The 25725-nt window shown below is 59.9% G+C and carries 25 protein-coding genes and 1 pseudogene; 12 read left to right on the top strand and 14 right to left on the bottom strand.

Annotated features, from left to right (window positions below; all coding sequences use genetic code 11):
- The first annotated feature begins 62 nt into the window (after positions 1–62).
- From tsaD to U5G49_RS20620, 6 genes are all read left to right on the top strand, one after another.
- On the top strand, positions 63–1172 hold the full coding sequence (tsaD, locus tag U5G49_RS20645; RefSeq protein ID WP_131646907.1) for a tRNA (adenosine(37)-N6)-threonylcarbamoyltransferase complex transferase subunit TsaD: 1110 nt from the start codon (positions 63–65) through the stop codon (positions 1170–1172).
- On the top strand, positions 1169–2152 hold the full coding sequence (locus tag U5G49_RS20640) for an NAD(P)H-dependent glycerol-3-phosphate dehydrogenase (protein WP_193444611.1): 984 nt from the start codon (positions 1169–1171) through the stop codon (positions 2150–2152). Before tsaD ends, U5G49_RS20640 begins: the two co-directional genes overlap by 4 nt.
- Before the next feature lie 9 nt (positions 2153–2161).
- On the top strand, positions 2162–2455 hold the full coding sequence (locus U5G49_RS20635; protein WP_003543605.1) for a YciI-like protein: 294 nt from the start codon (positions 2162–2164) through the stop codon (positions 2453–2455).
- A gap of 2 nt (positions 2456–2457) precedes the next feature.
- The gene (locus U5G49_RS20630) at positions 2458–2889 is read left to right on the top strand and encodes an EVE domain-containing protein (RefSeq protein WP_003543603.1); all 432 of its coding nucleotides are present in this window, start codon (positions 2458–2460) and stop codon (positions 2887–2889) included.
- Positions 2886–3569: a class I SAM-dependent methyltransferase gene (locus tag U5G49_RS20625; RefSeq protein ID WP_193444612.1), complete on the top strand. Its 684-nt coding sequence runs from the start codon at positions 2886–2888 to the stop codon at positions 3567–3569. Before U5G49_RS20630 ends, U5G49_RS20625 begins: the two co-directional genes overlap by 4 nt.
- Positions 3570–3650: 81 nt before the next feature.
- Positions 3651–5330 carry a glycoside hydrolase family 3 protein gene (locus U5G49_RS20620; RefSeq protein ID WP_193444613.1) on the top strand — a complete coding sequence of 560 codons (1680 nt, stop codon included), beginning with the start codon at positions 3651–3653 and terminating at the stop codon, positions 5328–5330.
- A gap of 57 nt (positions 5331–5387) precedes the next feature.
- Here U5G49_RS20620 and U5G49_RS20615 read toward each other — a convergent pair.
- The 9 genes and pseudogenes from U5G49_RS20615 to U5G49_RS20575 form a co-directional block, all read right to left on the bottom strand.
- A pseudogene (locus U5G49_RS20615) lies at positions 5388–5594 on the bottom strand (hypothetical protein); the annotation flags it as partial.
- A 469-nt stretch (positions 5595–6063) separates the two neighbouring features.
- Positions 6064–6477 (bottom strand): DUF3830 family protein, encoded by a 414-nt coding sequence (locus U5G49_RS20610; RefSeq protein ID WP_018072093.1) that lies wholly within the window; start codon positions 6475–6477, stop codon positions 6064–6066.
- Positions 6474–7907, bottom strand: coding sequence for a dihydropyrimidinase (hydA, locus tag U5G49_RS20605; RefSeq protein WP_130769156.1), 1434 nt, complete (start codon positions 7905–7907; stop codon positions 6474–6476). The genes U5G49_RS20610 and hydA overlap by 4 nt, the downstream gene beginning before the upstream one ends.
- An 11-nt stretch (positions 7908–7918) precedes the next feature.
- Positions 7919–8647, bottom strand: a complete 729-nt coding sequence (locus U5G49_RS20600; RefSeq protein WP_112905459.1) for an amino acid ABC transporter ATP-binding protein — start codon at positions 8645–8647, stop codon at positions 7919–7921.
- Positions 8644–11577 carry an FAD-dependent oxidoreductase gene (locus U5G49_RS20595; protein WP_376770324.1) on the bottom strand — a complete coding sequence of 978 codons (2934 nt, stop codon included), beginning with the start codon at positions 11575–11577 and terminating at the stop codon, positions 8644–8646. The genes U5G49_RS20600 and U5G49_RS20595 overlap by 4 nt, the downstream gene beginning before the upstream one ends.
- A gap of 11 nt (positions 11578–11588) precedes the next feature.
- Entirely contained in the window at positions 11589–12479 is an 891-nt protein-coding gene (dapA, locus tag U5G49_RS20590; RefSeq protein ID WP_128460788.1) for a 4-hydroxy-tetrahydrodipicolinate synthase, read from the bottom strand.
- Positions 12480–12494: 15 nt separating this feature from the next.
- Positions 12495–13187, bottom strand: a complete 693-nt coding sequence (locus U5G49_RS20585) for an amino acid ABC transporter permease (RefSeq protein ID WP_026188548.1) — start codon at positions 13185–13187, stop codon at positions 12495–12497.
- 77 nt (positions 13188–13264) lie between these two features.
- The gene (locus U5G49_RS20580; RefSeq protein ID WP_018243921.1) at positions 13265–14101 is read right to left on the bottom strand and encodes an ABC transporter substrate-binding protein; all 837 of its coding nucleotides are present in this window, start codon (positions 14099–14101) and stop codon (positions 13265–13267) included.
- A 115-nt stretch (positions 14102–14216) separates the two neighbouring features.
- Positions 14217–14870 carry a GntR family transcriptional regulator gene (locus U5G49_RS20575; RefSeq protein WP_018243920.1) on the bottom strand — a complete coding sequence of 218 codons (654 nt, stop codon included), beginning with the start codon at positions 14868–14870 and terminating at the stop codon, positions 14217–14219.
- A gap of 112 nt (positions 14871–14982) precedes the next feature.
- On the opposite strand from U5G49_RS20575, the gene U5G49_RS20570 reads away from it, so the two are divergent.
- Entirely contained in the window at positions 14983–15666 is a 684-nt protein-coding gene (locus U5G49_RS20570; protein WP_018243919.1) for a GntR family transcriptional regulator, read from the top strand.
- Between the two features lie 259 nt (positions 15667–15925).
- Here the strand turns inward: U5G49_RS20570 and lhpI are convergent, their stop codons facing one another.
- The 5 genes from lhpI to speB all read right to left on the bottom strand — a co-directional run bounded on the left by lhpI (position 15926) and on the right by speB (position 20455).
- Positions 15926–16897 carry a bifunctional Delta(1)-pyrroline-2-carboxylate/Delta(1)-piperideine-2-carboxylate reductase gene (gene lhpI, locus U5G49_RS20565; protein ID WP_193444614.1) on the bottom strand — a complete coding sequence of 324 codons (972 nt, stop codon included), beginning with the start codon at positions 16895–16897 and terminating at the stop codon, positions 15926–15928.
- A gap of 158 nt (positions 16898–17055) precedes the next feature.
- The gene (locus U5G49_RS20560; protein ID WP_193444615.1) at positions 17056–17703 is read right to left on the bottom strand and encodes an amino acid ABC transporter permease; all 648 of its coding nucleotides are present in this window, start codon (positions 17701–17703) and stop codon (positions 17056–17058) included.
- Positions 17700–18368 carry an amino acid ABC transporter permease gene (locus U5G49_RS20555; protein WP_018243904.1) on the bottom strand — a complete coding sequence of 223 codons (669 nt, stop codon included), beginning with the start codon at positions 18366–18368 and terminating at the stop codon, positions 17700–17702. Before U5G49_RS20555 ends, U5G49_RS20560 begins: the two co-directional genes overlap by 4 nt.
- 143 nt (positions 18369–18511) lie before the next feature.
- Positions 18512–19309: a transporter substrate-binding domain-containing protein gene (locus U5G49_RS20550; protein WP_018243903.1), complete on the bottom strand. Its 798-nt coding sequence runs from the start codon at positions 19307–19309 to the stop codon at positions 18512–18514.
- An 84-nt stretch (positions 19310–19393) separates the two neighbouring features.
- Positions 19394–20455 (bottom strand): agmatinase, encoded by a 1062-nt coding sequence (speB, locus tag U5G49_RS20545; RefSeq protein WP_182564522.1) that lies wholly within the window; start codon positions 20453–20455, stop codon positions 19394–19396.
- Between the two features lie 261 nt (positions 20456–20716).
- On the opposite strand from speB, the gene U5G49_RS20540 reads away from it, so the two are divergent.
- The 5 genes from U5G49_RS20540 (at position 20717) to U5G49_RS20520 (ending at position 25657) form a co-directional block, all read left to right on the top strand.
- A complete protein-coding gene (locus U5G49_RS20540) occupies positions 20717–21793 on the top strand; it encodes an extracellular solute-binding protein (RefSeq protein ID WP_047620315.1) in 1077 nt (358 codons plus the stop codon).
- Positions 21794–21884: 91 nt separating this feature from the next.
- Complete coding sequence (locus U5G49_RS20535; protein WP_018243900.1) at positions 21885–22769, top strand: ABC transporter permease; 885 nt, start codon at positions 21885–21887, stop codon at positions 22767–22769.
- On the top strand, positions 22766–23605 hold the full coding sequence (locus tag U5G49_RS20530; RefSeq protein WP_193444616.1) for an ABC transporter permease: 840 nt from the start codon (positions 22766–22768) through the stop codon (positions 23603–23605). Before U5G49_RS20535 ends, U5G49_RS20530 begins: the two co-directional genes overlap by 4 nt.
- A 10-nt stretch (positions 23606–23615) precedes the next feature.
- On the top strand, positions 23616–24680 hold the full coding sequence (locus U5G49_RS20525; RefSeq protein WP_193444617.1) for an ABC transporter ATP-binding protein: 1065 nt from the start codon (positions 23616–23618) through the stop codon (positions 24678–24680).
- 107 nt (positions 24681–24787) lie between these two features.
- A complete protein-coding gene (locus tag U5G49_RS20520) occupies positions 24788–25657 on the top strand; it encodes a LysR family transcriptional regulator (protein WP_018448196.1) in 870 nt (289 codons plus the stop codon).
- The last annotated feature ends 68 nt before the right edge of the window (positions 25658–25725 follow it).

Genomic DNA, 25725 nt, shown 5'->3' with positions numbered 1-25725 from the left:
CCGTTGTTACCGGAGTTCTCGTAAACGGGTTTCCATCCCATCGCAATCAACGAACAGGCTTCATGGTTCCCTTTCTACGCATCCTTGGCATCGAAACGAGCTGCGACGAGACCGCCGCCGCGGTCGTCGAGCGCGATGCTGAGGGGCATTCCCACGTGCTGTCGGATGTCGTGCTTTCCCAGCTCGACGAGCATAGCGCCTATGGCGGCGTGGTGCCAGAGATCGCCGCACGCGCCCATGTCGAGGCGCTGGACGAGCTGATCGAGGAGGCGCTGAAGCGCGCCAATGTGTCGCTCAACGATGTCGACGCCATCGCCGCCACCTCGGGGCCGGGGCTGATCGGCGGGTTGCTTGTGGGGTTGATGACCGGCAAGGCGATCGCCAGAGCCGCCGGCAAGCCGCTCTATGCGGTCAACCATCTTGAAGGCCATGCGCTGACGGCGCGGCTGACGGACGGGCTGTCCTTTCCCTATCTGATGCTGCTCGTCTCCGGCGGCCATACCCAGCTCATCCTGGTGCGCGGCGTCGGACAGTATGAGCGCTGGGGCACGACGATCGACGATGCGCTCGGCGAAGCCTTCGACAAGACGGCAAAGTTGCTCGGCCTGCCCTATCCCGGCGGACCGGCGGTGGAGCGAATGGCGCGGGACGGCAATCCCGATCGGTTCGACTTTCCGCGGCCGCTGGTCGGCGAGGCACGGCTCGATTTCTCCTTCTCCGGCCTGAAGACAGCGGTGCGGCAGGCGGCGCAGGATATCGCGCCGCTCAGCGATCAGGACGTGGCGGATATCTGCGCCTCGTTCCAGAAGGCAGTTTCGCGGACGCTGAAGGACCGTATCGGCCGCGGCCTGCAGCGGTTCAAGACGGAATTTCCGACGACATTCTCTGCTACTGGCGAAAAGCCGGCGCTGGTCGTTGCCGGCGGTGTCGCCGCCAATCTCGAACTGCGCGGCACGCTGCAGGCGCTGTGCGACAAGAACGGCTTCCGCTTCGTCGCGCCACCGCTGCACCTCTGCACCGATAATGCCGTGATGATCGCCTGGGCAGGACTGGAACGGATGGCGACCGGTGCCGCGCCGGATGCGCTCGACGTGCAGCCGCGTTCGCGCTGGCCGCTCGATTCCAATGCGGAAACGCTGATCGGCTTCGGAAAACGAGGGGCCAAGGCATGAGCGAAAACATCGCCGTCGTTGGATCGGGGGCTTTCGGCACGGCGCTTGCCGCCGTCATCGCGCTTGCCGGCCGCAGCGCCGTGACGCTCGTCGGGCGCGATCCGTCACTAATTGCCGATCTGAAGGCCGAGCGGCTGCATGATGCGGTGCTGCCCGGCATTCTTCTGCCCGATACACTGGAATTTTCCGCCGAGGCGGATGCGGTCGCCGGCGCTTCCATCGTGCTTTTTGCGATGCCGTCGCAGGCGCAGGCCGATGCGGCGCGGCAATATGGACCTTATCTTTCCAAGGATGCTGTCGTCGTTACCTGTGCCAAGGGTATCGAACGGACGACGGGCAATCTACTGACCGACATGCTGGAGCGGGAACTGCCGGACCATCCGATCGCCGTGCTCTCCGGTCCGGGGTTTGCCGCCGATATTGCCAAGGGCTTGCCGACGGCGATGGCGATCGCGGCAGCCGACATGGAGACCGCGGAGCGGCTCGCTCAGGCCATATCAGGCCGAACCTTTCGGCTCTACGCCTCCAACGACCGGATCGGCGTGCAGCTTGGCGGCGCGCTGAAGAATGTGCTGGCGATCGCCTGCGGCATCGTCGAGGGCTGTGGTATCGGCGATTCCGCGCGTGCGGCGCTGATTGCGCGCGGACTTGCGGAAATGTCGCGTTTCGTCGTCGCCAAGGGCGGGCAGGCGGATACGGTACGCGGGCTTTCCGGCCTCGGCGATCTGGTGCTGACAGCGACAAGCCATCAATCGCGAAACCTGCGCTTCGGCATAGCGCTCGGGCGTGGCGACAAGACCGATCCCCTGCATGGTGCGCTGGTGGAAGGTGCGTTTGCCGCCTCCGTCGCCTCGCGGCTTGCTGCGGAATTGAAGGTCAGCATGCCGATTACCGATGCCGTTTCAGCCATCATCGACGGCAGGCTCGATATCGCGGAGGCGATAGAGCAGCTGATGACGCGTCCGATCACCACCGAATAGGAGACAGACATGCTTTTCGCCCTTCTCTGCAAGGACAAACCGGGACATCTGAACGTGCGCATGGATACGCGTCCGACGCATATCGAGCATTTGAACAAGCTGAACGCCGAGGGCACGCTGAAGATCGCCGGCCCGTTTCTCGATGACGACGGCAAGCCCTGCGGCAGCCTGATCATCGTCGAAGCGGAATCGAAAGAGGCGGCGCGTGCGCTTGCCGATGCCGATCCCTATGCCAAGGCCGGACTATTCGAAAGCGTCGACGTCAAGGCCTACAACTGGGTCTTCAACAAACCGGAGGCGTGAGCATGGCGCACTGGCTCTATAAATCCGAACCCGCTTCCTGGTCCTGGGAGCAGCAGAAGGCTGCCGGCGAAAAGGGCACGGAATGGACCGGCGTCCGCAACTATCTGGCGCGCAACAATATGCGGGCGATGCAGATCGGCGACAAAGGGTTCTTCTATCATTCCAATGACGGGCTGGAGATCGTCGGCATCGTCGAAGTCTGCGCCCTGTCGCATCCCGATTCTTCCGCCAAGGGCGATCCGAAGTGGGATTGCGTCGACATCCGCGCTGTCATGGACGTGCCGAAGCCGGTGACGCTGAAGGATGTCAAAGCGAGCGAGAAGCTCGCCAAGATGGCGCTCGTCACCTCGATGCGGCTTTCGGTGCAGCCGGTGACCGAGGAAGAATATCTCGAAGTCTGCCGAATGGGCGGACTGGACAATCCGCCGCGTTGAAGACTGATCCAGAAGCCTTCATCCGCGCCAATACCAGCCTGATGCCGCCGCCGCATGTGCCGGAGATTTCGCTCTATCTGGCAAGCGAGGCGCATGAGCTCTGGCTGAAGACGGAGGAGGAGCTGCAAGCGATCGGCCTGCCGCCACCCTTCTGGGCTTTTGCCTGGGCAGGCGGGCAGGGGCTGGCACGCTACATCCTCGATCATCCCGAGACGGTGCGCGGCAAGCGGGTGCTGGATTTCGCCAGCGGTTCCGGCCTTGTCGGCATTGCGGCTGTGATGGCCGGTGCCCGGGAGGTCATGGCTAGCGACGTCGATCCCTGGGCGGAGACGGCAGTCCGGCTGAATGCCGAGGCCAATCGCGTTTCACTCGGATTTACCGGCGCCGATCTGATCGGGCAGGCCGTCGACGCTGATATCGTGCTTGCCGGCGACGTCTTCTACGACCGCGCTTTCGCCGATGCGCTCGTTCCCTGGTTCGCGAAGCTGGCAGCCGACGGCAAGTGGGTGCTGGTCGGAGACCCCGGACGTAGTTACCTGCCGAGAGAGCGACTGGAATTCTGCGCGGTTTATGAGGTGCCGGTAACGCGGGCGCTGGAGGACAGCGAAATCAAGAAGACGACGGTGTGGCGCTTCGCTCGGCACGAGATATCCAAAATGTTCCCGACGAACTTAACCTGACATCACCGAACTGGCTTATGACGGGATAGCGTGCATATTCACACGGGCTATCCGCAGAGCGTTGATCAACGGGGGGAACTTATGACGATTTACGACGAGCTTCGCAAAGCGCCGTTCAACCTCGACGACGCTGCGATATCCTGGCTCCACGACACCTATGCCTCGCTCGATCTTGATGACAAGATCGGCCAACTCTTCACCTTGATCATGATCGGGACGGATGAGGAGGATTTCAAACGCATTGCTTCACTCAGGCCGGGCGGCGTAACCCGTTTCTTCACGGCTGACCTCGAATTCGAGCGGCGGATCATCTCTGACCTCGTGGCCAAGAGCAAAGTCCCGCCCATCATCAGCGCAGACCTCGAAGGCAGCCGTCATTCCTTCGCTTTCGGCACTCCGGTGCTGGGCCAACTTGGCCTTGCCGCCGTCGACGACGTTCAGGCGACCGAGAAAAGTTCAGAAATATTGGCACGCGAGGGCCGCGCGATGGGGGTGCGCTGGTCCTTCACGCCAGTCATCGACATAAATACCGCGTTCCGATCACCGATTGTCGGTACACGGTCATACGGCTCCGATGTCAACAAGATTGAGCGGCACGCGGTTGCCCATGTTCACGGTCTCCAACGAAATGGAGTTGCCGCCACCGCAAAGCACTGGCCGGGCGAGGGATATGACGACCGCGATCAGCACCTCGTTACGACCACTAATCCGCTTTCCATGGACGAGTGGAAGGAGACCTTCGGTCGGCTCTATGGAACGCTGATCACCGAAGGCGTGTTGGCAATAATGAGTGGGCACATTTCCCTTCCGGCCTATATTCGATCGAAGATGCCAGATGCCGGGCTTGAAGCTTTCAGACCGGCCTCGGTTTCCCGGTTGCTGAACGTTGATCTTCTCCGAGACGAACTCGGCTTCAATGGCATCATCGTCTCTGACGCGACACCCATGGGAGGGCTGTCCGCCTGGGGCCACCACCTCGATACGCTGCCTGATATCATCGCAAATGGCTGCGACATGATCCTCTTCAGCGATGAACCTGAGGAGGATATGGCGGCGGTCAAGGCTGCCGTCGAAGATGGGCGAATTACTCCGGAGCGACTTGAAGAAGCGGTTCTTCGCGTGCTGGCGCTCAAGGCGCATCTCAAACTTTTTCAACCGTCAGATGTCCTCCCCGATGCGGCTGAAGCGCGCCACCTGCTTGCGCATCCAGACAATGTCGCTGCATCAAGGGAATACATCGGCCGCTCGCCTACGCTTGTGAAGGACGTCAATGGTATCTTTCCGCTCGATCCAGCGAAGACAAAGCGTGTGCTGCTGGTCGACGGCGGCATCATTCATCCGCTCATGCCGCAGCCACTGGAATTCTTGCTACCCGCGCTGTTGCGGAAGGAAGGTTTCGAAGTCACGATCGACCGACCGGACATCGTGCCGACCCCCGACGACTTCGACCTCGTCCTCTACGCGCTAGGCGACGAGTCGCTGCTCGTACGAGGCCGGATATTCGTCGACTGGCATAGGATGGGTGGTGGGGGCCTTTTCAAGGCCATGTACCGACCCTGGACGAATATTCCCTCCGTAATGATCTCATTTGGGCATCCCTATCACCTTTACGATGCGCCCCGCGTACCGGCCTATATCAATGCGTACTCCACCATGGACAGTGTCCAGGAAGCCGTCGTTGATTGTATGCTCGGTCGCAAGCCCTTCCTCGGCACCAACCCGGTAGACCCTTTCTGTGGCCTTGAAGATGCGCGCTATTGAAGTCGTTGGGAGCAGAGGCTGCCGGCCTATTGGAACGCGGCAACAGGCGCGTTCCGCTCATTCGCGATCGCCCGGACCACAAGACGTCAGCCGGCGATCAAAGGCGGCTTCATACACCATCGTCGCGGCGGCAAGATCGGCCAACGCCGTTCCGACTGCCTTGTAGAGAGTGATCTCGTCGTTGGACGTCCGCGCTGGACTATCCCGGCGACACAGTTCGTCAAGTGTCGCACGCACCGCATCCGCAGAAATGACGCCGCCTCGACGGGAATAGAACCATCGGCACAGCACCGCCTTACCTGCTCGACAGGGGTATCACAGCGTCATTGCGCATCACCACCTCTATATGGGCGCAGAATGCTGAAAGACGGGCGAGGAGGAATTGGCGGCGAAGCCATGAGCCTCTGCAGAAGAGACATCTTACGCGTTTTGGGCTGCTTCTGCGACGGAGGCAGTTCTTGCGCCGCTCTTTTCGCAAGTTCGAAGTCAAAATCAAAAGACATTTCGGGCCTCGTCCACCATTGGAAATCTCGAAGAAAATCTCGAAGACTAGAATGCAGGAAACGTGCCAACCGCTGCGTTAGGCGATGCTGGCACGCCTGCATCAATCCTGTCGCCTCGCGCTATTGCGCCTAAAGCGCGTCGCGATCTTTCCTCGCTCGTGGCGCTTTAGGTCATTGTTTTTACGCATGTCGTTGTCGCAAAACCGCTGCACAGTTTTGCGCGACATGCTTTAGGATACGGCCTCAAATCGAATGGATTGCGCGCCTTCCCACAGCGTGAGGCGGCCTATTTCGGCGAGTTGGTCGAGATTGGATGTGATTGTGATGAAATGATTGCCAGCCAGTTGGCCCATTTTCGATGAAAAATCGACGCCTCCGTAGGCAAGCAGGATTTCCGTTTCGCTGATGCCTCCCGGGTAAAGGATGATATGACCGGGGGCCGGATGGCTTGTATGGTTCTCATAACCGACGCCGAAATCATGGTCGCCAAGCGGGATCCAAACGCCCTCGCCAGACCAGCGAACGTGCACGATTTTACCATCGAACGGCATCTGCTTGATGAATGCTTCACAGGTTTTGGGCGCTCTGGCAGTTTCCAGGACAGCGTCGAAGATGAATGGGCCTGCTGTGATTTTCAGTTTCATGATGTCGCTCTTGTTAGATTTGACTGCTTGTTGATTTGTCTCGCCGCGGCTTTCCGATATTGCCCGTGGCCCTTGGTACCCACCAGGACGCCGTTTTCGACGACAGTTTTTCCGGCGACAATTGTCGTTATCGGCCAGCCGGTGATCTCGATCCCCTCGTAGGGCGAATAGTCTGCGCCATCATGCAGTTCCGCATGGCGGATGGTCCGCTGGATGGCTGGATCCCAGATCGCGATGTCCGCATCCGCCCCTACGGCAATCGTTCCCTTTTGTGGATAGAGGCCATAGGTCTTTGCATGGTTCGTTGATGTCAGGGCGACAAAGCGCGGCAGATCGATGCGTCCGGCCATGAACCCTTGCGAAAACAGGATGGGAAGGCGGGTTTCGATGCCTGGAATGCCATTGGGAATGTGCCTGAAATTCGTGCGGCCTTTGGGATTAAGCTTCCCGTGCTGGTCGTCGTAGCGGAATGGACAGTGATCAGATGAAAAGAGTTCGAATGCCCCGGTCTCGATGCCGCGCCAGCATTCTTTCTGGGCATCTTCATCCCGCGGCGGCGGAGAGCAGACAAGTTTCGCGCCCTCCCAATCCATGCCGTCGAGGTCCTTGGCGGTGAGCGTCAGATATTGCGGGCAGGTTTCCCCGACGACCTTGACGCCTCTCGTCCTTGCGCGAGCGATCTCTTCCATCGCCTCGCCGTTCGAGACATGCACAATGACAACAGGAACGTCTACGATTTCGGCGAGCGTCAGGGCGCGGTGCGTGGCTTCACGTTCGACAGCGACCGGACGGGTGGAGGCATGAGCGCGTGGGGCAAGGTCGCCGGCCAGCTCGTGTTTTTCGATCAGGAACCTGATTGCGTCCTCGTTTTCACAGTGGACCATGACGGTGGCGCCCGTCCGTCGCGCGACATCGAGCGTCTTCAGGATCTGCGCGTCATCGAGGCGCAGGCTCTCATAGGTCATGAAGACCTTCAGCGACGGATAGCCGTCGGCCACAAGCGCTGGCAATTCCTGGCCCAGCACGGCGTCGCTCGGGTCGGATATGATCAGATGAAAGCTGACGTCGGTATAACACTGACCCTCTGCGAGCGCATGATAGGCCGTTAGCACCTCTCGCAGCGACTTGCCCTTTTCCTGAAGGCAGAACGGCATGATGGTCGTATTGCCGCCGAACACCGCCGACAGCGTTCCGCTCTCGAAGTCGTCCGCCATCTCGATCCCTTCGCCCGAAGGCTGGGAGATATGGACATGGCTGTCGATGCCGCCTGGAAGGACATATTTGCCCGAGGCGTCGATCGTGCGCGCAGCACCCGACAGGCTCTGTCCGATCTGGACAATCTTGCCGTCTTTAATGCCGATATCCGCCTGGAAAACATCCGCAGCAGTCGCCACCGTGCCGTTCTGGATGATGAGATCGTAGTCGCTCACAAGCCTGACCTTCAGTGTTGCAGGATTTTGCCAAGGAAAGCTTCGGTTCGCGGATTGTGTTTTCCCGCGAAAAACTCCTCGCTCGGACGATCCTCGACGATCTCGCCCTGATCGATGAAAATGACGCGTGTCGCCACCCGGCGGGCAAATCCCATCTCATGGGTGACGACCATCATCGTCATGCCGTCCTTTGCCAATCCGGTCATGACGTCGAGCACTTCGGAAATCATCTCTGGATCAAGCGCGGATGTCGGCTCGTCGAAGAGCATGGCGAGCGGATCCATCGCGAGCGCCCGCGCGATGGCCACGCGCTGCTGCTGCCCGCCGGAGAGTTGGCTTGGATATTTTTTCGCGTGGTCCGTCAGCCCGACGCGATCAAGAAGCGCCATGGCCTTCGCGTGGGCTGCCGTGTCGCTGCGGCCAATGACAATCTTCTGCGCCAGCATGATATTGTCGATGATCGTCAGATGCGGAAACAATTCGAAGTTCTGGAAGACCATGCCCACTCGTGTGCGAAGGTTCGGCAGGTCGGTCTTCGGGTCGCCGACTTCGATACCATGCACCCGGATCGAACCTTCCTGAAACTGCTCGAGCCCGTTGACGCATTTGATCAACGTCGATTTGCCCGACCCCGAGGGACCGCAGACAACCACGACCTCACCGCGCTCGACGTTCACCGAGCAGTTCTTAAGGACAGCGAACTGACCGTAATATTTGGTAACGCCAGTGATCTCAATCATGCCCGGCCTTTCTGGAAACGCGCGATGGAAAAGGGTTGCAAGGCTCTATCGGTCTCGCGACCGAGAATGAGCCGAGATGTCAACTGGCCGACGATCGGGCCGAGCGTATAGCCGTTTGAAGTGACGGCGTTGAAGAACCCGGGCATTGACGGATGTTCGCCGAGGATCGGCGCACCGTCGATGTTGATGTTCATCGCGGCCCAGCTTCGGATGAGGTGAAGTTTGCGCAGAGCGGGAACGACGTGCTGGGCAACCCAAAGGTTCCCCTCAAGGCTCGACAGTAGCGGGCGTGGATGTTGATGGACGGGATCGAGGCCTGCGGTCCAGCCGCCGCCGATGATGAAGTTCCCGTTTGCCGCCTGCTTGAGGGTCAAATGGCGGTCGGCATGGGCGACGAGACACGAGATCAAAGGTGCTGCGGCCTCGGTAACCACCATCTGCAGCGGAGCACCGAATACCGGCACATCGACACCGAGCATCGCGCCGATCCTTGAAGCGAAGGCTCCCGCTGCATTGACGATCCGTTTTGCCCGCAACATGCCCCTCGATGTCTTGACCTCGAACCCGTCGTCCGAGGTCCTTATTTCGGTGACCTCGCAATTTTCGAAGAGTTGAGCGCCGTCTCGCCGTGCCGCCTCCAATATATATTGCGTCGCGACGAGAGGATTGATCTTGCCCTCCTGGGAGCAGTAGGCAGCGCCGACGAAGTGAGAAGACAGGGCAGGCTCCAGGGAGCGCAGTTCCTCTTGCCCGATCAAGCGGCAATCGATCCCGGCCGCGCACTCCACCCCGACCTTTTCCGCCAGAAAACGCATGTGGTCATCGGTTTCGGCCACCATGAGGCCGCCTGTGACCTTCATCTCGAAATCCTGTCCGAGTTCGCTTTGCAGCGCCGCCCAAAGAGCGATTGAATCGCGCTGGAGGGGAAGTGTTTGTGCGGCCGCTCCGGCGCCACCTTCGGCACGGGCGCCATGGTCGAAGGAAAGCAGCTGGGCATGAAGGCTTCCTGCATTCCCTCCAGACGCCAGCGAATTCGCAAAAGTGCGCTCGACCACCACAACGTCCTCGCCTTCCCTGGCAAGGAAGAGCGCCGTCGAAAGGCCTGCAATGCCTGCGCCGATCACCAGCGTGGACGTTTCCACCACCGGCAAAGCTTGAGGATTCGCCAATGCGGGTTTTTCCGGCAAAAGTGCGCGCTTGTGGCCGCCCCATTCCGGCTTTTCGACCGCAAGCGCTGCCAACGGAATAGGTCGAAGTGGCATTTGCGGAGCCAGAAAACCGCTCGTTTCGCCAGCGAGGTGCCGTTCCTTCGCGACGTCAGCGATCGCTTTGCCGCAGTAGCGGCTCTGACACCGCCCCATGCCTGCACGCGACAGGCGCTTTAATGTCGAAATGTCCCGCGCACTATCTGCGCTGAGCGTCCTCAAGACACCGTAAGTCACGCCTTCGCAACGGCAGATCAATGCATCATCTGGCAGAATTGCCGTCTTTGTCTTTGCATCGTCCTTCGGCGCAAAGACCTGCCAAAGGGCTTCCTGAAACCGTCTATGGCGGGCGAGCCGTTTCACTGGGCTTTCGTCGGTTTGGACAAGGAGGCCCAATTTTCGAGCAATCGCGGCGGCGGCGATCTGCCCTTCTGCCATCGCAACATGCGCGCCGCCGAAACGGGCCGCTTCACCGACAATATGCACGTTTGCAAGCGTTGTCTGACCGTCGAGATCCCGCACTGCCCGCAGATCGCCGCCGACGACCTCATGGCCGCATCCGAGTAGCCGGGACAGCTCATTGGAGGATGTGAAATTGCCGCCGATAAGGACCGTGTCAGCATCGAGATTGGTCTCGCCGTCTGGTCCGGCGAACGTGACGCTCTCCACCCGCTGCGAACCATTGATCGAGGTGAGTACGCTATTCCAGTCTATCTTGACGCACGCGGATCTAAGCGTCGATATCTGGCGCAATCCGTGACGGGCGAGAGCGGGATCAGTTGTCAGAAGGCCGAAGGCTGCTGCAGGGCGAGACCACGGTGGTGGTGCTGCTTCCAGCAAAGCGACTATGGAGGCTCCTGCCTTTCGAAGTTCGTTGGCGACCTGCATATTCAAGGGGCCGTTTCCGGCAATAACGATCCTTCGGCCGGGAACGGTTCCGTAGCTCCTCAGCAACGTCTGGGCGGCCCCTGTTGTCATCGCACCAGGAAGTGTCCAACCCCTGACCGGCGTTGGGCGTTCGTAGGCCCCCGTCGCGATGATGAGTATTTTCGGCTTGCAGTAAAACGCATGGCCGGACCCATAGCAGGCGATAATAAGCGAACCGTCGTCGTCACGTGCGGCACCCCACACCACCGTAGCACTTAGAAATGTCACGCCGTGATCGCGCACTTGCCCTATAAGCGCTGCGCCGGATAACGCCTGCTCGTCGCCACTCAATCGCTCGGCGGCGTTCCGTGTCGAGGGCTGTTTGAAATACTGCCCGCCGGCAGACGGTCGTTCATCAATGACAGTCACCTTGGCGCCGGCCGCAGCAAGGACCTCCGCGGCGGCAAGCCCCGCAGGCCCCGCTCCGACAATGAGAACGTCCATCGTCCTTGTCGTCAAGGAATGCGGCACACTGCAGAGATCGGCAATCTGACCAGTGGCAAGATCTGGCCGCGCAGCAGGGCGCAGAACTTGCATGTCATCGTCGACAATGGTCATGCAGGCCCGCTGGCTGACTTTTCCGTCGATCGTCACGAGACAGTCGTGACAGGCACCCATTCCGCAGAAGAGGCCACGGCCCTCGCCTTTGATGCCTCGGGAAAATTCATGCCGCCCCGTCGCTTCGATGGCGGCGGCAACAGACATGCCCTTTTCGGCAAATATCTGCAGACCGTCGACCGAGAGCCTGACCCGCGCATCGTCGGGTCTCAAACTCTGGTTTATGGAAGCGACGGGCATGATGGAATTCCTCAGACGCTGAACGTCAGACCGAAATCGGCCACCAGCCTCTTCATGGCGGCATCCTGCGCGGGCGGCAACGGCAGGCGCGGCGGACGCGGCAGGCCTGCGCCAAATCCCATGTGGGTCAGCAGTGACTTCGTTCCTGCGACATAGGCCTGGCCCCCGACCGCCTGAATGACAGGCAGCCATTTGAGGTAAAGCTCTCTTGCCTCATCGAACTTTTTCTCATTTGCGACAAGTTCGAAGATCCGCGCCATCGGTCCTGGCGCAACATTTGAAGCCACTGCCACCCAACCCTGCGCACCCATAACGAAAGACTCGAACCCGAGTATGCCCCCGAACACAGTCATATCGTCGCCGGCCAGTCGGATGATATCACGCACGCGCGTCACTTCGAGGGTGGACTCCTTGATATAGTCGCAGCCGTCGATTTCGGCGATGCGCTTGACCAACTCCGGCGTCAGATCGACGTTTGCGGTCGCGGGATTGTTGTAGACCATAATCGGGATGGCCACGGCAGACGCAATGCTCTTGTAGTGGTGAACGAGTTCGTCATCCGTTGGGGTGGAATAGAACGGCGGAATAATCATGACGCCGTCAGCCCCCATTGCCTCGGCCTTGACGCTAAGGCGAATGGACTCCCGCGTATCTTCCGCTCCCGTGCCGATCAGAACAGGCACTCGTCCCGCGACAGTTTCGATGACGGTCCTCGCCACACCATCGCGCTCTTCCTCGCTGAGTGACAGAAACTCACCTGTCGATCCAAGAGGGATAAGACCATGGATACCTTCTTTGACCTGCCAGTCGGTAAAGGCAGCCAGCCCCTTCAGATCGACCGCGCCGCTGGGATCCAACGGAGTAATCATCACGGTGTAGACACCGCGGAACGTCTTCTGCATTTGAAAATCCTGGTTCTAGCGCTTCTCGTTCATGGAAAGCCGCGATCCGGCTTGACCGAGACGCTTTTCGATATGGCTCTGGAAGAAGTCCCAGAGTGTTGTGAGGAGGAGGTAATAAATCGCCGCGACCGCAAACAGTTCGAGCACCATGAACCGCTCCTGGATGAGAACCTGGGTCCGGCGAAGGAGTTCTTCGACCGAGATGACGGAGGTGACAGAGGTCGTTTTCAAGAGACCGTTCACCGAATTGCCGAGAGGCGGAACGATAACTTTGAAGGCTTGCGGCATCACGATGTAGCGCATGATCTGACGCTCCGTCATGCCGAGCGCGCGTGCTGCCCGGGTCTGGCCTTCCGGCACGGCTTCGATTCCGGCACGAATGATCTCCGCGAGATAAGCCGCCTCGTTGAGAGCCAATCCGAGCAACGCCGCCTCTATGACGGTGAATTTGATGCCGAACAGCGGAAGCGCGGTGTAGATCGCAATCAACTGTACAAGAAGCGGCGTGCCGCGAAAAAGCCAGATATACGCCTTGGCAATGTAGGTTGGCACCCGCCGCGACGATCGCCGCATCAATGCAAGAGCAAAGCCCAGAATAAGCCCCGCAATCAACGAGACGACGGTGAGCCAAACGGTCGTGAACACCCCGCCAAGTATAAAGGGGTTGAACAGATAACCGAAAAAGCCAGACCAGTTCCAAAGCGACATGAAGACGACTTTCTGCAAGAGGTTTGGCGCGACGTGGTCGCGCCCCGCCTCATCTCTAAACGATCTTTGAAATCAGTTCAGCGACCGGGGCCCTTGACCGAATAGTCACCCGCGACCATCGGCAGACCGTATTTGTCAAAGAGCGCCTTCAGCGATCCATCCGCCTTCATGTCTTTCAACGTCGCAGACACGGCATCAGCCAAAGCCGGGCTTTTGAATGCGACGGAGACCGGAGCGGGGTAGAGGCCGCTGATTGCCCGTTTGAAGTCCCCGCGAGAATCGTACTCCTTGGCGACGGCGTCGATCGACACGACACCCTGCACCTGGCCTGCCCGCAGAGCCTGGTAGGCGAGGGCGAAATTATCGAACGTCTGGATGGTCAAGCCTTCCTTGCCCGCGTCACGCAGTTCCTTGTCGAGAAGGCGTGTCTTTGTTTCCTCGAAACCACCGATTTCGACACCGATCGTCATGCCGGCCAGATCATCTTTTGCGGCGACGTTTTTCTTCGAATCTGGTGCCACGGAGACGCTGATGGCCTGATCTTCATAGGGGATCATCTGCATGATCTTGGCGCGCTCTTCGGTGAAGAAAATGCCTGTATTGATCATGTCCCAACGGCCAGCCTGCAGGCCCGGAACCATCGCGGAGAATTCGATCCGGACATATTCGGGTTCAAGGCAAAGGCGCTTGGCGATCTCTTTGCCGAGGTCGATGCGCATGCCCTTCAGATCGCCCGTGGAGTCGATGAACTGGAGCGGAGGAAGCGTTGGATTGGTCGACATGACGAGCGTGCCGGGCTTGATCAACTCGCCTGCCGCCACTTTGGGTTCGCAGGATTGAGCGAAGGCAAAAGACGCTGTGATCGACAGGAAGGACGCGGCAAGAACGCTGCGAGAGAAGTGTGAACGGAGCATGGAGAGCCTCTGGAGTTCGGTTCTTTATCGTTGGATCCCGACCCTGCATTCAAGTGGGATCCCACTTTTATACAAAAGTTCACCGTGGATGCAAGTGCATTCTCAATTCATCGATTCAGTAGTTCGCAAGGACGCCTTGGCGGACGACTTCGAGATGATCGGTCATGGCTCGGCGAGCCGCCTCGGCGTCGTTGGCGGCCAAGGCAAGCAGGATCGCTCGATGTTCTCGCACGCCCGGCTTCGCGCGCACGACAGGCAGCTGTCGCTCGAAGATCGTTGTGTAGCGTCGCATCTCCCCGATCGTGGTTGCCATAAAGGGGTTGCGGCTCTCGCTTGCGATATAGTTGTGAAGCGCGTCGTCAAACGCCCAGACCACCTCAGGGTCAGGTTCGGGGTCGGCCTCGATCTCGTCAAGCATCCTTGTCAAAGAGTCCAGTTCAAGTCGCGAAACATGGGGGCTGGCGAGCGCGGCGGCAGTTGGTTCGAGCAGCATCCTCATGGTGAGACTGTCAAGGTAGTCCTTGAGACTGATGACCCTGACCGAGAGAACGCCTTTTTCGTTTCTGACAAGTAGTCCCTCTCCTTCGAGACGTCCCAGCGCGTGGCGCATGGGAGAACGCGAAACAGCATGTTTGGTCGCCAGGCGGCGTTGCTGAACGACCGACCCCCCGGCGAGCCTGGCTGATAGAATATCGGCCAGCAGGGAACGGTAGGTTTCGTCAGCAAGGCTGGAGTCGCCAACTTCATTCAGACCATCGTCCATCTGCACTCGTTCCAGTCCTTTTCCAAATCGGCTATCATATGTAACAAGTGATCGCGTAAGGAAAGCACGATGCCGCGTCGAGCGGCCAACGCCTTAAAGAACAAGGAAATGGCAAACGGTGACAGACGCCTTAGAGGCCCCGGGTCGGAAAATTGCGGAGAAAGGGCAGCATAATCTTGCATCGCTGACCTACAAGGCCGTGTCCGACATGATCCGGCATCGCCGGCTGAAAGGCGGGCATGTCATCGTTGAGGCAAGGCTTGCCGAAACACTCGGGATTTCGAGGACGCCGCTGCGGGAAGCGCTGCAGAGGTTGGAGGGCGAAGGCCTGGTTCGCAAGGGCGATGGCCGAAACTACGTCGTGCGACAGGTGGATGTCGGCGAGTATCTTCAAAGCTTGAAACTGAGGTTGTTGATCGAACCTGACGCAGCCGTACTGTCGATCAACGCTATTCCGCGACGACTTTTGATGAGTGTCCGGCAGGAAATTCACGACCTTCTGGACGCGACGGCGTATCACACGGACGCGCACTGGTTCTCCGACGACAATCTCCACAATATGATCATCGATCATTGCGGCAACGCGGTAATGGCCAAGGTATTGCGGGAGCTTCGGGCGACCACGCGTCTCTTCGAAATCGACCGCCTGAAAGATCGCCTGAAGCCGGACTCCACGGAACACCTCGTTATCATCGAGGCGATCGACCGGGGCGACGTCGAGGAAACTCGCCGAGCTGTCGCCCACCACATCGAAAGCTTAATCGCATTTACGCGAATGCATCTACAAGTCGCTGACCTTTAGCGATCGAGTGGACCGTAGGAGCAAGCCCGGTGAAACGATGGAGCCTCAGTCAGAGGCTTTTTGTTCGAGTCAAAGTCCTCGATGCCTCGATCAGCCATCTTCCTTTTAATGGGCATTTGTCCGATCTATGCCTGCTGTCGGCCTACGTCTCACATCGCGCCACGCTCAGCATCGCGGTGATTGTCTGGGCACCTGCATCGTGTTCCAAGACATCGGCGGTACGCGTTCCGTCATTCGCGATCGGCCGGACTAGAAGACGTCAGCCGGCGATCAAAGCGGCTTCATACACCATCGTCGCGGCGGCAAGATCAGCCAACGCCGTTCCGACTGCCTTGTAGAGAGTGATCTCGTCATTGGATGTCCGCGCTGGAATATCCCGGCGACACAGCTCGTCAAGCGTCGCACGCACCGCATCTGCAGCAATGACGCCGGCTCTGATCGGCTGAACCAGATCGCCCGCTTCGTGAAGGGCCTCGTGAGTGTCGATATAGACCGAGGAGCGCCGAAGCGCCTCGTCATCCGCCTCGCGCATCGCCGGGGTGAAGCCGCCGATCAGATCGACATGGCTGCCCGGCCGTAGCCATTCGCCCCGGATAAGCGGTGCTGTCGCCAGCGTCGCCGCGCTGACGATATCGGCTTGCCGCGCCGCGGCTTCCAGATCCGTGACGGCGGTGGCCTGGAGCCCCTGTTGCCGGAGGCTCTGCGCCAGTCGTTCCGCACTGGCGGGATCGATATCCCAGATATCCACATGCGCGATCGGCCGGACGGCGCGGTAGGCATCGGGTATGAGGCTCGCGACGCGGCCTGCGCCGATCACCAGCAGGCGGCGCGCGTCCTGTCGGGCAAGATAGTCCGCGGCAAGGGCCGATGCCGCCACCGTGCGGCGCGCGGTGATCGTGTTTCCGTCAAGGAGCGCAAGCTGCATCCCGGTCCGGCCATCATAGAGCATGTAAGTCGATGTCAAACCTGGAATGCCGCGTACCGTGTTGCCGGGAAAGACGGTGACGATCTTGATGCCAAGGTAGCGCTCCGACCGGTGCGTTTCATGCCAGGCAGGCATCAGAAGCAGGGTCGCATCCGGCTCGCCGCTATTGGCTATCGTGTGATGATGCCGTACCGGCACAACACAGCCTTCGGCAAATGCTTGCCGCAGGGTCGCGACCAGCGCGCCGAAAGGTAGAAGCTCGCCCGTTGTCCAGGCATCGAGAATACGGATTTGTGTGTCGGTCATTGAAGCGATCTCTCAGGAAGTTCTGACTGCTGGATAAAGCGAGTTCTGTGTGATTGAACGAGAGCCGTGTCGCCGCCGCGCGGCGCACCGGCTTTTCAACCGGCATCGGCTCTTTGGACACTCCGTTGCGATCGGAATGCGGAGCAACTCGGCACCGCTCAGCCAAACGCCGCTTTCTTCTCCAGAGTTCTGGCGTATTGCGTAAGCGGATAGCACAGGGCGAAGAAGATCACCGCGACGAGACCGTAGACCTTGAAAGGTTCGAAGGTCGCGTTGTTGATGGCGTTCGCGGTTTTCAGCAGTTCTTCGAAGCCGAGGATCGAGGCCAGTGCGGTGCTCTTGATCAACTGGACCAAGAACCCGACAGTCGGCGCACGGGTGATCCGGAAAGCCTGCGGCAGGATGACAAGGCGAAGTTCGAGGAGACGATGCAAGCCCAGGCTGGCTGCAGCGTCCCATTGCCCGCGCGGCACCGCCTCGACGCCGCTCCGCCAGATTTCCGCAAGATAAGCGCTAGCATAGAACGTCAGGCCGCCGACGGCGGCGGTCCATGACTCGATCCGGAAACCGAGCATCGGCAGGCCGAAGAACATCAAAAAAAGCTGCATGAGGAGCGGCGTTCCCTGAAACAGGGCAATGTAGCCGGACGCGAAGCTGCGCGGCCAGCGCGTTTTCGATATCCGTGCAGACAGGATCGCCAGGCCAACGATGGCGCCGCCGGCAAAGGCTGCGAGCGAAAGCATAAGGGTCCAGCGTGTCGCGAAGACAAGATTGCGCAAAATGTCCCAGAAGGTGAACTCAATCATGCCAGACCGGCTCCCAGAAAACGGCGTTTCCCGGCGAAAAGGAGCCGGCGAAGTGCGGCGGACATTGAAAGGTAGATCAACGTCGCCACCAGATAGGTCTCGAAGGAGCGGAAGGTGCGCGACTGAAGCAGATCGGCCTCCTGCGCCAGCTCGCGGACGGATATTTGCGAAACCACCGCCGATTCCAGCATCATGATGATGACCTGGCTCGTCAGCGCCGGAAAAATGATGGCGATCGCTTGCGGCAGGATGATCTTGAAGAACACCAGCCGGGGCCTGAGGCCGAGTGCCTGCGCCGCCTCCTTCTGGCCTCTCGGTATGGCGTCGAGCCCGGCCCCGACCACCTCGATCGTGTAGGCCGCCATATTGAGGGTCATGGCAAGAACTGCGGCAGAGATCGGATCGAGGCGAATGCCGAGGCTAGGCAAGCCAAAGAAGATGAAGAACAGCTGCACCAGGAATGGTGTATTGCGCATGATTTCCACATACAGGCCGACGACCTTGCGCAACCATGGATAAGGTCCCCGGCGCGCGGCCGCGCCGAGAACGCTGAGAACGATCCCGAGGACTGATGTGGAGGCCGTCAGTGCAAGCGTCGTGCCTGCGCCATAAGCCAGAGCTCCCATTCCGTCCCAAAGCCAGTTGAAATCGAGGCTGTATCTCATCTTTTGTCCTTTGGAGCCGGATGATCTGGGTCGGGTCGCCCGAAATCTCGATCCGCCTCTCAACCAAAGAATGGGAGCATGATGCCACCGTAATCGCTTACAGTTTTCGGCATCATGCTCTGGTGAGTGGGAGGCCGTCTTCGTCAGTCCTTCAGGTTTTCAGGGTTGAGCGGCGCTTTCAGCCAGCTCTTCGAGCTTGCGTCGAGCGAACCATCGGCGATCATTGCGGCGACGCTGTCATTGACAGCCTTCTTCAGGCCTTCCTCGCCCTTGCGGAGCGCGATGTGCGAGGGGGAGCTGAGGAGCTGGAACTTCTGCTCCGGCTTCAGTTCGTCCTGTCGCGCCAGAACCTGCGCGCCGACATCGTTGCCGACCACCATCAGCTGGGTCTGGCCGGATATGAAGGCCTGAATGACCGAATTGTAGTTCTCGAAACGTTGGATCGCAGCCGATCCGGGGGCGGCAGCCGTCAGCGATGTGTCTTCGAGCGTCCCACGATTGACGGCAACGGTCTTGTCGGCGAGGTCTTCCTTGCCGCTCACCTTCAGTGCCGCCGGACCGATGACGGCGATATAGTAGGGGGCGTACGGGGCGGCATAATCGATAACCTCGGCGCGCTCCTTCGAATAGCCGACGCTCATCAGCAGGTCGACGCGGTCGTCGTTCAGGTAGGCGATCCTGTTCTGGCCAGTAACGCTCACGAGATTGAGTTTCACGCCGAGCCCGTCGGCGATCTTCTGGGCGACGTCGACGTCATAGCCCTTGATGCTCATATCGGCGCTTGCCGAAGAGAAGGGTGGGAAATCGGAGAAGATGCCGATGTTGATCTCGCCTGCGGCCTTGATATCGGCAAGTTCGTCGGCCTGTGCGGCTCCTGCCAGGATGCCGAACACGGCAATTGCCGCGGTGGCGGTGTAGCGCAATTTCATAAGAGCAGTCATGTCGTTCCCCTTTTTGAGACGTGTTGTGCGACAGGTGATGGATGGCAGCGGGCGCGAGGCAGGCTGCCGGTGTGGAGCTGGTTCTCAGGTCACGTTTGTCCTGACCGCGGGACTGAACATCGCGAGGCACAGGAGTTCGAACAGGACCTGCGCGGCGATCTGCGCGGTGTTGGTGGTATTGTCGTATTGCGGCGCGATTTCCACGACGTCGCCGCCGATGAGGTTAATGCCCTTGAAGCCGCGCAGCAGGGTCAGGACCTCCCTCGGCTGAAGCCCGCCGACTTCTGGCGTGCCGGTTCCCGGCGCGAAGGCCGGATCGAGGCTGTCCACGTCGAAACTGAGATAGGTCGGACCGGCGCCGACAACCTCCAGAGCCTTTGCGATCACAGCCTTGAGGCCCATCTCCGCCACCTCTTCGGCGTGGATGACGGTCATGCCGGCGGCAAAGGAGAACTCCCAGAGATATTCGCCGCCGCCGCGGATGCCGATCTGGATCGTACGCTTCGGATCGAGCACGCCCGCCAGAACTGCCTCGCGGAAGGGCGCGCCGTGGTGGAACTTGGAGCCCTCATAGGGACCAGCGGTATCGCAGTGAGCGTCGATGTGGATCATGCCTACCGGCTGACTGGCCGCCAGGCCCTTGAGAATGGCGCCGGAGATCGAATGGTCGCCGCCGACCGACAACGGGATAACCCCGGTTGCCGCGATCATCCGGTAGCAGGCCTCGATGTCGGCATGGCACTCGGCCAGGCCGAACCGGCTGCGCATCGGCACGTCGCCGACGTCGGCGACCTTTAGCCCTCCCATCGGCGCGACACGCAGAACATGTTCGTAGGGGCCCACACGCTCGACAGCCCGGACGGCCCGCGGCCCCAGCCGCGCGCCGGCACGATTGGTGACGCCGAGATCCATCGGCACGCCGATCAGGGCCACGTCAAGCGCCTCAAGCACCTCGGGCCGCAAGCCGTTCTCGATGAAACGGGCGTCCAGAAAGGTCGCAGGATCGGCGAAGGGCCATTTGCGGCTGTCGCCGTCCTTGAATACGCTCGCCGCCACGGCGCGGAAGTGCGGATCTTCCATCTCCCCGCCTGCAGCGCTGCCGAAGCGCTTTCTCAAGTCTTCCAGAAAATCCCGGTCAATGGTCAAGGCAGGCTCCCGCGGTATTGATGCTGCCATCATCATCGGCGCCGCCCGCTTCTCTTGGAACCGCGAAAATTCGAGAGGGGATATAACGATTCTTGATAGACCAGGCCTGCCGAGGCTCCGCGAAGCGGGTAGTGCGTTCATCCGGACGTTCAGAAAACTTTATAACCCGGCGAGAATTTTCCCACTACCGCGGTTGGTAACCTCCAAGCAGTCTCCGATGCGAACGGTCCAGCAGAGGGCCGACAACAAAGGGAACCTACCATGTTGCACGATATGACACGCCGCCGCTTCCTCGGATCCGCCGCTGCCGCGGGGATTGCCGGCACGATGACCGGGTTTGCGAGATCCGCCGCAGCCGGCAGCGGCAATCTCACCGCCGTTGAATGGGGCGGCGAGGTCGTCGAAGCCATGAAGCAGATTGCCGCCGACCAGAATGCGGCGACATTCAACTGGGTTCTTCATCAGGGCGGCGCGGGCGCTATCCTGCCAAAGATCAAGGCCGTCTGGCCGAATGTCGACTACGACTACGTCGCTGGCTGGGAAGGCTCATTCAACAGCATGGTGAAGGAGGATTGGCTCGAGACCATCAATCCTGCCGATGTTCCCAACCTTGCGAATATTCCCGAGAAAATCATCATTCGTGACGGCAAGGGCAATATCAAAGCGGTCCCACGCGCAGTTGGTGGCATGTATTTCGGTGCGCGAACCGACACGGCTCCGATTGCTGTGAAGACCATCGATGATCTGCTCAGTCCCGATCTTAAGGGTGCGATCTGCTGGCCAGGCCCGACACAGAGCATGATGCTCCAGATTGTCGCGCTCGCCCTTCACGCTGGCGGCAGTGAAACGAATATGGAACCTGGGTGGAAGCTCATGACGGAATTGGCGAAATCCGGCAATATCGGCCGCGTCGCCATCACCGATATCGATTTCACCAATTCGCTGACGTCGGGCGAGACCTCCGTCGGCTTCTTCGCCGAGCCCGGCTGGGCGGCCGTGGCGAAGAACTTCCCGGTTACTCGTTTCACCAAGGACAGCAACTTCAAGGCCTTCCTCTACCAGAGCGGTTTCGGCGTACTGAAGAATAGACCGAACACCAAGGCAACGCTCGATTTCGTCAACTTCGCAATCAGCCCGGACATGAACTCGCTCTACGCCAAGGTGGCGGGCGAAGCGCCATTGAACAGCAAGGCGGTCACGCCCGACAATCTGAAGCATCTGTCCTTCACGTCGGACGAGTTTTCGAGCTTCGTCTATGTGCCGGACTACAATGTCGTTCTCGAACAGCAGGATGCCTGGTCCAAGCGCTGGGAACAGGATATCGCCCCGTTGCTCTAAGGCACCTCGCGGCAGGTTATCGAAGGCGCCAGCGTGCTTCGATGACCTCCCTTTCTCATGCCCGTAAGGGCGAGGAAAAGGCTGTTCCACCATGACCAAAGTAAGGCGGCAACCCGTTGCCATTTCGATACCTGATCGCCGAGATGCGGCCCTGACGCTCGGGCCAGCCCTCCTGGTGTTCGCATTCGGTTTTCTGTCACCATTAATCAATCTGGCAATCGAAAGCTTGAAGGAGTTTACGCCGGGGCGCGTCGGTTCCGTTGAAAATGCCGCGGCAACGGTCCAAAACTATTACGAGCTTGCAAACCAGGCGTTTGCGAGTGTCCTGCTGACGACCTTCTGGATCGGTGGAGTTGCCGCAATCATCGGCCAGCTTGTGGCATTCCCGCTGGCCTACTTTATCGTGCGGCGCATTTCCCCGCGGATGCGCGCGCTCACCCTCGGTTTTTTGATTACGCTTGTTCTATCCAGCGTCCTGATCAAGACATACGCGATCGAACTGACCTTCGGGTCGGTCGGCATCTTGCGACCCCTCCTCTTGACACTTGGCCTTTCGCCCAACAGCCGCGAATATATCAATATCGTCGTTACTGCGGGCCTGGTTCACTCGATCATACCGGTCGCAACGCTAACGCTGATTGGCGCGATGCAATCGATCGATCCGCGTCTGCTCGATGCAGCCCAGTCGCTCGGCGCGCCGGGATGGAGAGCCCATTTGTCGATCACGCTTCCCCTGAGCTTCCCGGCTCTGATCTCAAGCACGCTTGTCTCGCTGACTTTCGCGATCAGCGCCTTCGTCATTCCCATGGTGCTCGGGAGGGGCCGGGTGCTTTTCATATCGAACGTCATCTACACCCGGTTCAGCGATATCGCCAACTATCCGAGCGGCGCGGCGATCTCGCTCGTCATGCTAACCGCGGCCTTGGCGGTCGTCGCTGTCATAACGTTTGCGCAGGCCTGGAAGGTTTCCCGATGAGCAGACAATCTCTTGCAGCGCGAACCGGGGACCGGATCGCCGGTTCCGTCGCCTACGGTGTCATCGGCCTTGGATTGGCGTTCCTCGCCATCCCCTTGGTGATAACATGCCTCATGGCTTTCGACGCCAGGACCTACCTCGGTCCACTGCCGCCGCCTGCCTTGTCGCTTCACTGGTTCGAACGGCTCGTCTCTCAGGCGGATATCCTTACCAGCCTACGCACCAGCCTCATCTTGGCGGTACTCACGACGGTTCTGTCCGTCACGATCGGAACGGCGGCGGCCGTTGGCCTTGCCCGTGGCAATTTTCCAGGAAAGGCAGCGCTGACTTCGGCCTTTCTCTCGCCACTCATTGTTCCGCCGGTCGTCATTGGATTCGGTCTGCTGCTTTTCCTTTCCAAGGCCGGTATCACAAATGGTATGGCGCGCCTGCTCCTCGGCCACGTGATCGTGACGTTGCCCTATTGCATAAGGACCAGCCTCGCCAGCCTTCTTGGCAGCGACCAACGATTGACGGAAGCCGCAATGGTTCTCGGCGCCACCGAGCGCCAGGCCTTCTGGACCATTACCCTACCGCTCATGCGGACCGGCGTCGTCACCGGCGCGATCTTCGCCTTCGCAATTTCGATAGATGACGTATCGATCAGTCTCTTTCTGAGCGATCCGTCGGCAACGACCTTGCCTGTTACGCTGGTCAGCAACATGCGCGCGGCTTTCGATCTGACGATCGCTGCGGCGGCCGTGGTCCTGATTGCCGTCACCGCGTTGCTGATCGTTGTGCTGGACCGAGTCGTCGGCTTCGACACTGTCGTCGGTCAGGGTCTGTTTCGTTCATGAGGACAATACGATGATTTCTGCCGTGGAATTTCAAGGGGTCAGCAAGCGCTTCGGCGAAACGGTCGCGCTCGGTAATATCTCCTTCTCGGTGAACCCAGGTGAAACAATCGCACTGCTTGGACCGAGCGGCTGCGGCAAGACCACCATTCTTCGGCTCATCGCCGGATTCGAGCGGCCCGACAAAGGCTCGATCCTGATCGACGGCGAGCCGATGGCCGGATTGAAACCCTATGAGCGCAATGTCGGGCTGCTGTTCCAGCACTACGCTCTTTTCCCGCATATGACCGTCGAACAGAACATCGGCTACGGGCTTCGCCATCGCAACCATCCGCCGGGGCAAATACCTCGCCGCATTGCCGAGATGCTCGAGCTCGTCCGGCTCGTCGGTTTCGGACAGCGGCGACCGCACCAGCTGAGCGGCGGCCAGCAGCAGCGTGTTGCGCTTGCGCGGGCGCTCGCCACCCATCCGAGCCTTGTTCTTCTGGATGAGCCCCTGTCGGCGCTCGACGCCAAACTTCGACATGAGCTGCGCACCGAATTGAAGGATGTGCTCGCCGCGGTCGGCTCGACCGCAATCGTGGTAACCCACGACCAGGAGGAGGCGATGAGCCTGGGAGAGCGCATATTCGTGATGAACCGTGGAGCCATCATGCAATCCGGCAGGCCGGATGATGTGTATTGGCGTCCAGACTCGCGTTTCGTCGCGGATTTCATGGGGCGAACGAATTGGATTCATGGCTCGATTTCGGCCGCGGGCGGAACAGCCGGCAAATTTCGCTCCGAATCCGGCTGGGAGTTTCCGGTCGCGTCCACGGGAAGCCTTTCAGGTGCCGCCGAGATTTGCGTGAGGCCGGAAAGCGTCGAGATATCGTCCGGCGCTCCGGCTGCCGGGGCCATGCCCGGACGCGTTGCCGATGTTGTGACACTCGGCGCCTTCAGGCATATCGTTCTGGATCTCGTCAGCGGCGACCGCATAATCTCGGCTTGCCCGAACCGTCCAGACATAGCCTTTGCTCGCGGGCAGGGGATCAGTGTTTCCATTCCGCCCGAGGCATGCGTTCTCTTCGCGCGGTAAGCTGGCATTCCCGACTAAGGGTCACCAGTTGTCGGAAGGACATGGTTCGTCCAATATCCGCTTATAGGCGGAGAGGCCCTCAGCACTCGAGCGCCCCAAACTTTGGAATGCGGCTTCTGATGCTTGATCTTGATTCCTATCTGCTTCGCGCATTTCTGACCGTCGCGGAGATCGGCACCGTCAATGGAGCAGCCGTCAAGCTGAACAGAACGCAGGCCGCCGTGAGCATGCAGATCCGCAAGCTGGAGGAGCTTGTCGGCGTTACGCTGTTTTCGCGTTCGTCAAAAGGCCTCGAGCTCACGAGCCATGGGCAGATCATGCTGGCTTATGCCCGCGAAATGGTCGCCCTCAGCGACGAGGTCGAGAAAAGGCTGACAGGCAAGATGATCGAGGACCGCATTCGCCTCGGCGTCGTTGAGGACTTCGCAGCCGGCCACCTGATCGACATTCTTAGTGACTTCAGGGCGCAGAACCCGAAGGTCGATATCGACATCATTGTCGAGCCGAATCGCCGCCTCGCCAGCCTGTTTGAAGACGGGAAGCTGGATCTCGTGGTTTGCGACATCACCTGCCTCGCGCGAAAACCGACCCTGATCTGGACCGAATATTTGATGTGGACGGTCAGATCCGACTTCGTGGCGGATGCGGAAAAGCCGCTTCCCATCATTATGTTCGAGGAGGAGTGTCCCTGGACGCTCCCGACGCTTGCCGCCCTGTCCCAGCGGAACGTCAAGTGGAAGACGGCGTGCGTCGCATCGACGCTGGTGGCCATGGCGACCGCGGTTCGCGTCGGTATCGGTATCGCGCCAATGATGCTCAACACGAAACCGGAGGGCTGCCGGACGCTTGACAGATCGGCGGACCTGCCCGGTCCGGTGCGCATCGAAATCGGTCTGTATGCTCAATCCGAGACGGCCGAAGGTGCGCGCTATCTTGTGGACTTCATTTCGCGGCATACGGCCATATTGTCGAGCTAGAGCCTTTCTTGGTCAGCTTGCAGCATTCTGACCGGGAAAGGCTCTGGGAGCGTTCAGCTTCCATTATA

Origin of the sequence: Rhizobium indigoferae, assembly GCF_034554815.1 — a bacterium.
In the GTDB taxonomy this organism is placed as follows: domain Bacteria; phylum Pseudomonadota; class Alphaproteobacteria; order Rhizobiales; family Rhizobiaceae; genus Rhizobium; species Rhizobium leguminosarum.
This window is presented reverse-complemented; position numbering and strand designations above follow the sequence as displayed.